The following is an 8,313-nucleotide window of genomic DNA, read 5'->3' as shown; positions in this document are numbered from 1 at the left end:
GTCATGGTCTCTCCCCTCCTTTCCTTCGGTTTCGGCCAGATTCTGGGACCGGGCCATTTCCTGATAGATGGCATTGGTCCGGAGCAGCTCACTGTGGGTGCCGATACCGTCAATGCGTCCCTTGTCCAGGACCAGGATCCGGTCAGCCTTTTCCACCGAACTCAGCCGCTGGGCGATGATGAAGGTGGTCGTACCGGGCAGAGCGCTGCGCAGGGCATCCCGGATTTTCCGGTCCGTCCTGGTATCCACGGCGGAAGTGCTGTCATCCAGGATCAGGATTTTTGGTTTTTTCAGCAGGGCCCGGGCAATGCACAGACGCTGTTTCTGGCCGCCGGAGAAATTGCTTCCGCCTTGTTCCACCCGGGTGTCATACCCCCTGGGCATTCGCTGGATGAATTCGTCTGCACAGGCCCAGCGGCTGGTCTCTTCGATTTCTCTACGGGTGGCCTGGGGGTTGCCCCAGCGCAGGTTTTCCGCCACAGTGCCTGAAAACAGCAGGTTCTTCTGCAGTACCATGGCCACACTTTCCCGCAGAGGTTCCAGCCCGTACCGGCGCACATCCACGCCGCCCACTTTCACGCTGCCGGCCGTAACGTCATACAGCCGGGGAATCAGCTGCACCAAAGAGGACTTGCCGCTGCCGGTCCCCCCTACGATGCCAATGGTCTCCCCGCTTTTTACCTGCAGATTGATGTCCTGCAGCACCGGTTCCCCTGTACTGCCTTCGTAGGAAAATTCCACATGGTCGAATTCCACTGATCCATCCGCTGCTGTTTCCACCGGATCATCCGGAGAAACAAGCGTGCTCTGTTCTCTTAATACCGCCAGGACCCGCTGGACACTTTCTTCCGTAAAGGTCAGCATGACCATGATCATGGACAGCATCATAAGAGAACCCAGGATCTGGAAGCTGTAGGTAAGCAGGGTAGAAAACTGTCCCACGTCCAGGGCCTGTCCCCGGGTGGTCAGGATCAGCCGGGAGCCCTGGGTAAGCAGGAACACCATGACCCCGTAAATGCAGATCTGCATCAGGGGATTGTTCAGGGCCACATACCGTTCGCCTTTGGTAAAGAGCTGCTGCACCTTTTTGGCGGTTTCGTCGAATTTGGAGATTTCCTTTTCTTCCCGCACAAAGGATTTCACCACCCGGATGCCCTTGATGTTCTCTTCCACCTTATAGTTCAGGGCATCATATTGGGGAAAGCCCACCCGGAACTGAGCCACGGAAACCATAGCGATCTTATACAGCCCCACCGCCAGGACAGGGATCACCACCAGGAAGCACAGGGCCATGCTGCCGCCCATGTACCAGGCCATAAAAAAAGACGCCAGCAGGTTGAAAGGCGCCCGAAAGGCCGTGCGGACCAGCATCATAAAGGCCATCTGGATATTCTGGATGTCAGTGGTGAGCCGGGTCACCAGGGAAGCGGAAGAAAACCGGTCGATATTGCCGAAGGAGAATTTCTGGATCTGGTAGAACACATCCCGGCGCAGGTTCCGGGCAAATCCGCAGGAAGACTTGGCACAGGCCAGCCCTGCCACATACCCGAAGAAAAGGGCGGCCAAAGCCATGAGCAGTAGGATCCAGCCGTAATGGAGGATCCGTTCCAGGCTGCAGCCTGCTTTCACGTCGTTCACCAGCAGGGCGATTTCATAAGGGATCATGGCCTCAAACACCACCTCCCCCATGACGGTGACAGGCGTCAGGAGCGCAGCTCCCCTGAATTCCCGCAGTACCTTCAGGAGCCGCAGCCAGGAGGTTCCCTGGCTGAACCCGACAGCCAGGAGGGATTCTTTCTTCATGCTTTCTTTCTCCTTTCTGTACAGTAGACATGGTCTTTCGGGCAGCCCGGGATGCGCTGCACGCAGGACATTCCTAGTTGCTGCTGGCCAGGGCCAGGCCGTACACCTTCTTCACTCCGCCCTGTTTCAGCACTCTGGCCGCCTCTTCCAGCGTGGTGCCGGTGGTGCAGATGTCATCGCAGAGAAGCACGATGTCAGGCAGCACCGCCTTGGGCGCCAGGGCGAAACAACCCTGGATGTTCGCTTTCCGCTCTGCCGGGGTCAGATTGAACTGGGGCCGGGTGGATCGCACCCGCTGCAGCAGTGCTGCCCATCGGTAGCCGCTTTTCCGGGCCCAGGGCCGAAAGATTTCCTCGGGCACATCATAGCCCCGCTGTTTCCGCCGGGCCGGATCCGTGGGAATGGCCGTCACCGCAAGCTGCACTTCAGCCGGCAACTGCCAGCTGAAGCGTCCTTCCTTCTCCACCCCTTCCTGCCATTCCCTGGCCAGCCGGGGCAGCAGATCCTCCCGTTTGTCGAATTTGGCTTTGTGGAGTGCCTCCTGGATGGCTCCGGCGTAGTCGAACAGAAAAAAGAGTCCGTCCAGATGGGGACACCCCAGGCTGCCCGGATGGAAAGGCCGGGGATGATAGACTCCCTCCCTGCACCGGCCGCACAAAGCCAGCATCCCCGGGACACCTTCCCCGCATCCGGGGCAGGCATGGGGGTAGAACAAATCGGAGAGGAGAGAGAGCAAAGCGGATACCATCAAGGACCTCCTTATTCCCTTTTCAGCCGTTCTGCAAGCAGGCTGTACCGTTTCCTTGTCTTGTCATTTTCCACAGCTGTGCGCATGGCCCTTTTGCTGCCGGCCAGGTGCACCTTTTTTTTTGCTCTGGTAATGGCTGTATAAAACAGATTCCGCTGGAGCATGATGTAGTGGCTGGGCACCAGGGGCATGATCACCGTAGCGTATTCACTGCCTTGGGATTTATGGACGCTCATCGCATAGGCCAGCCGCAGATCCGCTGCCTCGGCGCCTTCGTAGGTCACCGACTCTCCTTCCGGCCGGTCGGGGAAATCCACGGTCACATAGGCCCCCTGGATGCGGATCACCTTTCCGATGTCCCCGTTAAACACATTCTTGTCATAGTTGTTCCGGATCTGCATCACCTTATCCCCTTCCCGCAGGGTCAAAAAGCTGTTGCGGAATTCTTCCTTATGGGGAGAATGCGGGTTCACCCGGGCCTGGAGGAGGCCATTCAGGTTCTCTACCCCGCACAGGTTCTTATGCATGGGGGTCAGTACCTGGACGCTTTCCAGGGGTGCCTGTTTCGAAAGCTGCTCGTACAGATCCACCACATACTGCATGGTTTCTTCTTCCGAACCGCATTCCCTAAAGGTGAAATCCTTCTCCCCTTCCCATTCGGGCATGAGCCCCTGGTTGATCCGGTGGGCATTGCGCACGATGGGACTCTGCTCCGCCTGGCGGAACACATTCTCCAGACGCACCACGGGCATGGTATCGCTGCGGATGATGTCCTGCAGTACAGAACCCGGGCCCACACTGGGCAGCTGATCCACGTCCCCCACCAGGATCAGCCGGCAGCCCAGGGGCAGGGCCTTCAGTAAATTGTACATGAGCACGATGTCCAGCATGGAGGCTTCGTCCACGATCACTGCGTCAGCCTCCAGGGGATTGTCCTCGTTGCGCCCCCAGAGGGCATCCCCTTCCTCCCCGTTGGGGGTGTATTCCAGCAGCCGGTGCACGGTCTGGGCCGGTTTTCCGGCACTTTCCGCCAGCCGTTTGGCCGCCCGTCCCGTAGGCGCCGCCAGCAAGATCTTGCATCCGGCCTGCTCCATCACCGAAAGGATGCCCTTTACCACAGTGGTCTTCCCGGTACCAGGACCACCTGTGAGCACGAACACCCCGTGGTCCACAGAAGCCTTTACGGCTTCCGCCTGTTCCGGGGCCAGTTTGATCCGTTCGTCCTGTTCCCATTCCTGGATGATCTTCTGGTAATCCACTTTCCACAGCTGGTTCACGTTATCCCGCAGGGCCAGCAGCCGATGGGCCACTCCGGTCTCCGCCCGGTAAAGGTATTCAGGGTACACGCACAGATGATCTCCCACATCCTCCGTCCGCAGCATATTGTCTTTCAGTAACTGCTGGAACACCTGGCTCACTTCCAGGGGATCCACCTGCAGCACTTTGGCCGCCATGGTCACCAGCCACCGGTCAGGCACACAGGTATGGCCCTGGCTGGCTCCCTGGAGCAGCGTAAAATGGATACCCGCCCGGATCCGGTCTTCAGAAAGCTCATCAAACCCCAGATTCCGGGCCAGGGCGTCCGCCGTGCGGAACCCGATACCGTCCACGTCCTCTGCCAGGCAGTAGGGATTGTTGCTGATCCGGGTCACCGCTGTATTGCCGTACAGGGCCTGGATACGGGGTGCATAGTTGCCGCTGATGCCGTGGCTTTCCAGGAAGAACACCAGCTCCCGGGTATCCCTCAGCTCCCCGTAGGAAGCCACGATATCCTCCGCCTTCTTTTTGCCGATGCCGCGGACTTCCTGCAGTCGTTCCGGGGTCTTTTCCAGGACTTCCAGTGTTTTTTCCCCGAACAGGTCCACAATGCGCTGAGCCATGGACGGGCCCACACCCTTCAGGACACCGCTGCCCAGCATCTTCACCAGGCCTTCCGCCCCTTTGGGCTGGACTGCCTCCCATTGGCCTGCCTGGAACTGGCGGCCGAACCGGGGATGCTCGCCCCACCGGCCGCTGAGCCGCACCTGTTCCCCTGCAAAGGGAGCCTGGCCCTTATAGACTACGGAAAAGGTGCCGTTCTCCGGATTCTCTCCCCGGAAGACACAGAATGTTCCGGAAGAGGCCTGGAACACAATATTTTTTACGGTGATTTCTATGGAAACTGCCTCGGACATGGCCTTTCTCCCTTCTGAACAAATGTTCCTTTTATTATAGCATAGATTTTCATTTTTTTGACAGTTTGCGCCAGATTACGGTATAATAGAAAAGCTGAATTCGTGAGTATAATGCTATCAAATAAAGAAAATATAAGGATGTGAAACGCGCGTGATTGGAAAAGGTACACAGGCAGCTCTGGACATGTACCGCTGTGCAGAGGAAGTTGTATTCGACAAAGAAAAAATCCATGAAATCCTGGAAACTGCGGCTGAGCGGTTCGGTCTGAAGGAACTGTCCCTGTACTCTACAGAAAATGAAGAAGGAGACGATTTCTGCTTCGTCATGCTCTGCACCAGCGGACATGTATTCCTCCATGTATTCCCCACCTATGGCTATGTGGAGGCAGATATCTTCACCCTGGAAAACGCTGCCAACCCGGAACAGGTAGCCGTGTTCCTGCGTCAGGAGTTCACTCCGGACCAGGCCAAAGTCACCACGCTGAAGCGGGGCGATTACGGTTCCATCAAGGACATGAAGCCACGGCGGAAGAAACTGGTGAAACCGATGCGTCGGGCCAAGAATGCCGGTGCCAAACTGAAGAAATTCATGCAGTGGAAAAAAGACAGATAAACTGCAGCAAGAGGCACTGATTCGGTGCCTCTTGTTTTTATAAAGGAAGAGAAAACCATGTACTATATTTGCTGGGATATCGACGGGACCCTGCTTTTGACCAACTACGCCGGGGTTTCCGCCATGAAAGAGACCATCCAGGAGCTGTATGGCCTGGATCATTTTGAATTTACCTACGGCATGGCCGGCCGGACCGATACCTACATCGCCCGGAAAGCCATCGAGGGCATCCAGGGCCGCTGTACCGGGAAAGAGGTGACAGCCATGCTCTCTGCCTACGGCAGGAAGCTGCCTGCTTCCCTGGTGGAAAAACACGGCCACCTGCTGCCCCATGTAAAGGAAACCCTGACGTATTTCGACAAGGCCCCCGACTGCACCAATGTACTGCTGACAGGCAACTGCGAACCGGCGGCCCATGCCAAACTGGAATATTTCGGCATCGATCGGTATTTCGATTACAGGAGCAGTGCCTTCGGTGAAATCAGTGAGCTGCGTGACGACCTGTCCAGGGCCCTGCTGCAGAAGCTGCAGAAAAAAGACCCCTCCGTCACGCCCGAGCAGCTGATCGTCATCGGGGACACTCCCCACGACATCACCTGTGCCCGGGCCGTAGGCGTGCGGAGCCTGATTGTAGAGAAAGGTTCCAGCTATACCCGGGACCGGCTGGAAGCCTGCCATCCCTGGAAGATCATCCCGGAACTGCCGGCCCGTCCGGAAGAGCTGCGGGCCATCGTGGAAGAGGTGTGACCCATGAAAATCAAGAAGATCCTGGCAGGGCTGCTGCTGGCTTTCAGCTGTACCTCCCCTGTCCTGGCCTACCAGCAGGCCGATGTGGACCGGCTGCTGGCCACCCGTTCCTGCCCCGGCGGCGACCTGCGGGGCGCTTTCCTGCAGAACGCAGACTTGACCGATGCCGACCTGAAGGGAGCCGACCTGAGCTATGCCAGTCTGACCAATGCCATTCTGGAAAATGCAGACCTGCGGGATGTGGACTTCCAGAAGGCCAATCTGCGGAATGCCTACATGGCCAGTGCCAACCTGGAGGGGGCCAACCTGACCAATGCCAACTTCTCCCACACGGTGCTGAACCACGCTTCCCTGGTGGGGACCACAGCATACCGGACCAATTTTTCCCATGCGCTGCTGACCTTCGCCAACCTGTACACGGCGGACCTGCGGGAAAGTACCTTTGACTTTGCCAACGGGGCCATGGCCAATTTCTTTTCGGCCAACCTGGCCCGCAGCTGGTTCTTCGGCACCCAGCTGCGGGGTGCCAATTTCACTTCAGCCAACCTGTACAACGCCCGGCTGCGGAAAGCAGGACTCACGGAAGCCAATTTCAAGAACGCCAATCTGATGAGTGCCACCCTGCGGGACAGCAACCTGAGCAAGGCCGTGCTCACCAACACCAATCTGGACGATGCGGATCTTTCCAATGCCAATATGGAAGGGACGGTCTTCACCAGTTCCGATCTGGCGCTGGCGTACCGGAAATAAAAAACTGCTCCCCAATTGTCAGCTGTTTGATCTGACAATTGGGGAGCAGTTCATTTTTCAGCCCAGTACCAGTTTCCCGATTTCTTCCGGCTGATCCACCAGTGCCGTGGGTTCCAGGGCTTTCAGCTCGCCCCGGTCCCGGAAGCCCCAGGTCACCAGGAAGCAGTCCATGCCCACGTTATCCGCTGTGGCCTTGTCCACTTCCGAATCCCCCACATACACGGCCTGGCTCTTATCCACACCCAGTTCCCGCAGGGCCTGCAGCACCGTATCCGGTGCCGGCTTCCGCCGCACCTGGGTACTTTCACCGATGGCCACCTTCATGGTCTCCGGAAAATACCGGTCCCGCAGTTCCTGTACCGCCGGATGGGCCTTGTTGGACACAATGGCCGTCTTTACACCTGCCGCCTGCAGCTGCCGCAGCAGTTCCGGGATTCCTTCATAGGGATGGGTTGCCTCATTGCAGTGATTCAGATAATACTGCCGGAAGGCCTGGAAAATGCACTTGAACCGGTTCTCGTCCACGTCTTTGGGCAGAGACAGCTTCAGCAGCCGCTGCAGCCCGTTGCCCAGGTCCCGCCGCACCTGCAGCCGGGTCCGGGGCGGAAAGCCTTTGCTTTTACAGGCTGCATTCACGGCATTCCACAGATCCGTCAGGGTATCCAGTAGCGTCCCGTCCAGATCAAATACAACCGCCTGATATTTCGTCATGCTTTTCCCCTCATTTCTTGTCTTCTCTCTACCTATAAGATGATACCACAACCTGTCAAACTATGGTACAATAAAGGGAATCAAACCAAAGGAGAGTGCGTCCATGAAACTCGTACGTTCGTTATTACTGACCGGCCTCATGGTGCTGACTGCCGCCCTGACTGCCCTTGCTTCTCCGGAAGCACCTACGGACCAGGAAGTGGCCCAGGCTTTCCAGCAGGCCAACACCGTTTATGAATGGTTCGAACATCATCCCCTGCACACTGACGGCAAAGGGGAAAAAGACACCGGCTATATGATCTACTACACGGTAGCAGATAAGGAGTTCCCCAACATGATGGCCCTGAAGACCAGGGTAAACGCCTCCTTCACCGAAGCCCTGGCCAGCTTCATCATGAGCGACAGCCGGATGTACCGTGAATTCGACGGCAAACTATATGTGGCTCCCAGTGCCAAAGCCAGGGGCCTCCACAAAGGGACCAGCACCATCAACATCGTCCGGGTATCCCCCACCAGGATCGACCTGGAAGTCAGCACCCCCATCATGGAAGATCCGGCCCATGGCAAGACCAACGTGGTGAAGACCTACAAGGTGACCTTCCCCTATGTAAAGACCCTGAAAGGCTGGAGATTCTCCTATTTCGAATCTCTTGAATAAAAAAATCCGCTGCCCGGCGCAGCGGATTTTTTTTGCTTTTTTTCACGACCCACAAACCTCTGGCCGCTTACAAAAAAAAGGTTCTATAATAAATGTTGGGGTCTTGTGG

8 protein-coding genes are annotated in these 8,313 nt (G+C 57.1%); 4 read left to right on the top strand and 4 right to left on the bottom strand.

Annotated features, from left to right (window positions below):
- From ACR0QW_RS10235 to recD2, 3 genes are all read right to left on the bottom strand, one after another.
- Positions 1-1,803 (bottom strand): ABC transporter ATP-binding protein (locus ACR0QW_RS10235; protein WP_432643550.1); only part of this gene is annotated, 1,803 nt, incomplete at its 3' end.
- A gap of 73 nt (positions 1,804-1,876) precedes the next feature.
- On the bottom strand, positions 1,877-2,551 hold the full coding sequence (locus ACR0QW_RS10230) for a ComF family protein (protein ID WP_432643549.1): 675 nt from the start codon (positions 2,549-2,551) through the stop codon (positions 1,877-1,879).
- Between the two features lie 11 nt (positions 2,552-2,562).
- Positions 2,563-4,725, bottom strand: a complete 2,163-nt coding sequence (gene recD2 / locus ACR0QW_RS10225) for an SF1B family DNA helicase RecD2 (protein ID WP_432643548.1) — start codon at positions 4,723-4,725, stop codon at positions 2,563-2,565.
- Between the two features lie 151 nt (positions 4,726-4,876).
- Here recD2 and speD point away from each other — a divergent pair, with 151 nt between their 5' ends.
- From speD to ACR0QW_RS10210, 3 genes are read left to right on the top strand one after another with little or no spacing between them, the layout of a single operon-like run.
- Entirely contained in the window at positions 4,877-5,338 is a 462-nt protein-coding gene (speD, locus tag ACR0QW_RS10220; protein ID WP_432643547.1) for an S-adenosylmethionine decarboxylase, read from the top strand.
- A gap of 57 nt (positions 5,339-5,395) precedes the next feature.
- Positions 5,396-6,085: an HAD family hydrolase gene (locus tag ACR0QW_RS10215; protein WP_432643546.1), complete on the top strand. Its 690-nt coding sequence runs from the start codon at positions 5,396-5,398 to the stop codon at positions 6,083-6,085.
- A gap of 3 nt (positions 6,086-6,088) precedes the next feature.
- A complete protein-coding gene (locus tag ACR0QW_RS10210) occupies positions 6,089-6,835 on the top strand; it encodes a pentapeptide repeat-containing protein (protein WP_432643545.1) in 747 nt (248 codons plus the stop codon).
- A 57-nt stretch (positions 6,836-6,892) separates the two neighbouring features.
- On the opposite strand, the gene ACR0QW_RS10205 is transcribed toward ACR0QW_RS10210, so the two are convergent.
- Positions 6,893-7,546, bottom strand: coding sequence for an HAD family hydrolase (locus tag ACR0QW_RS10205; RefSeq protein ID WP_432643544.1), 654 nt, complete (start codon positions 7,544-7,546; stop codon positions 6,893-6,895).
- Between the two features lie 103 nt (positions 7,547-7,649).
- On the opposite strand from ACR0QW_RS10205, the gene ACR0QW_RS10200 reads away from it, so the two are divergent.
- Positions 7,650-8,204, top strand: coding sequence for a hypothetical protein (locus ACR0QW_RS10200; protein ID WP_432643543.1), 555 nt, complete (start codon positions 7,650-7,652; stop codon positions 8,202-8,204).
- The last annotated feature ends 109 nt before the right edge of the window (positions 8,205-8,313 follow it).

It is taken from the genome of Acidaminococcus sp. (assembly GCF_050873445.1).
Lineage (GTDB): Bacteria > Bacillota > Negativicutes > Acidaminococcales > Acidaminococcaceae > Acidaminococcus.
The sequence above is the reverse complement of the archived record's forward strand: the minus strand, read 5'-3'. Positions and strand labels throughout refer to the sequence as shown.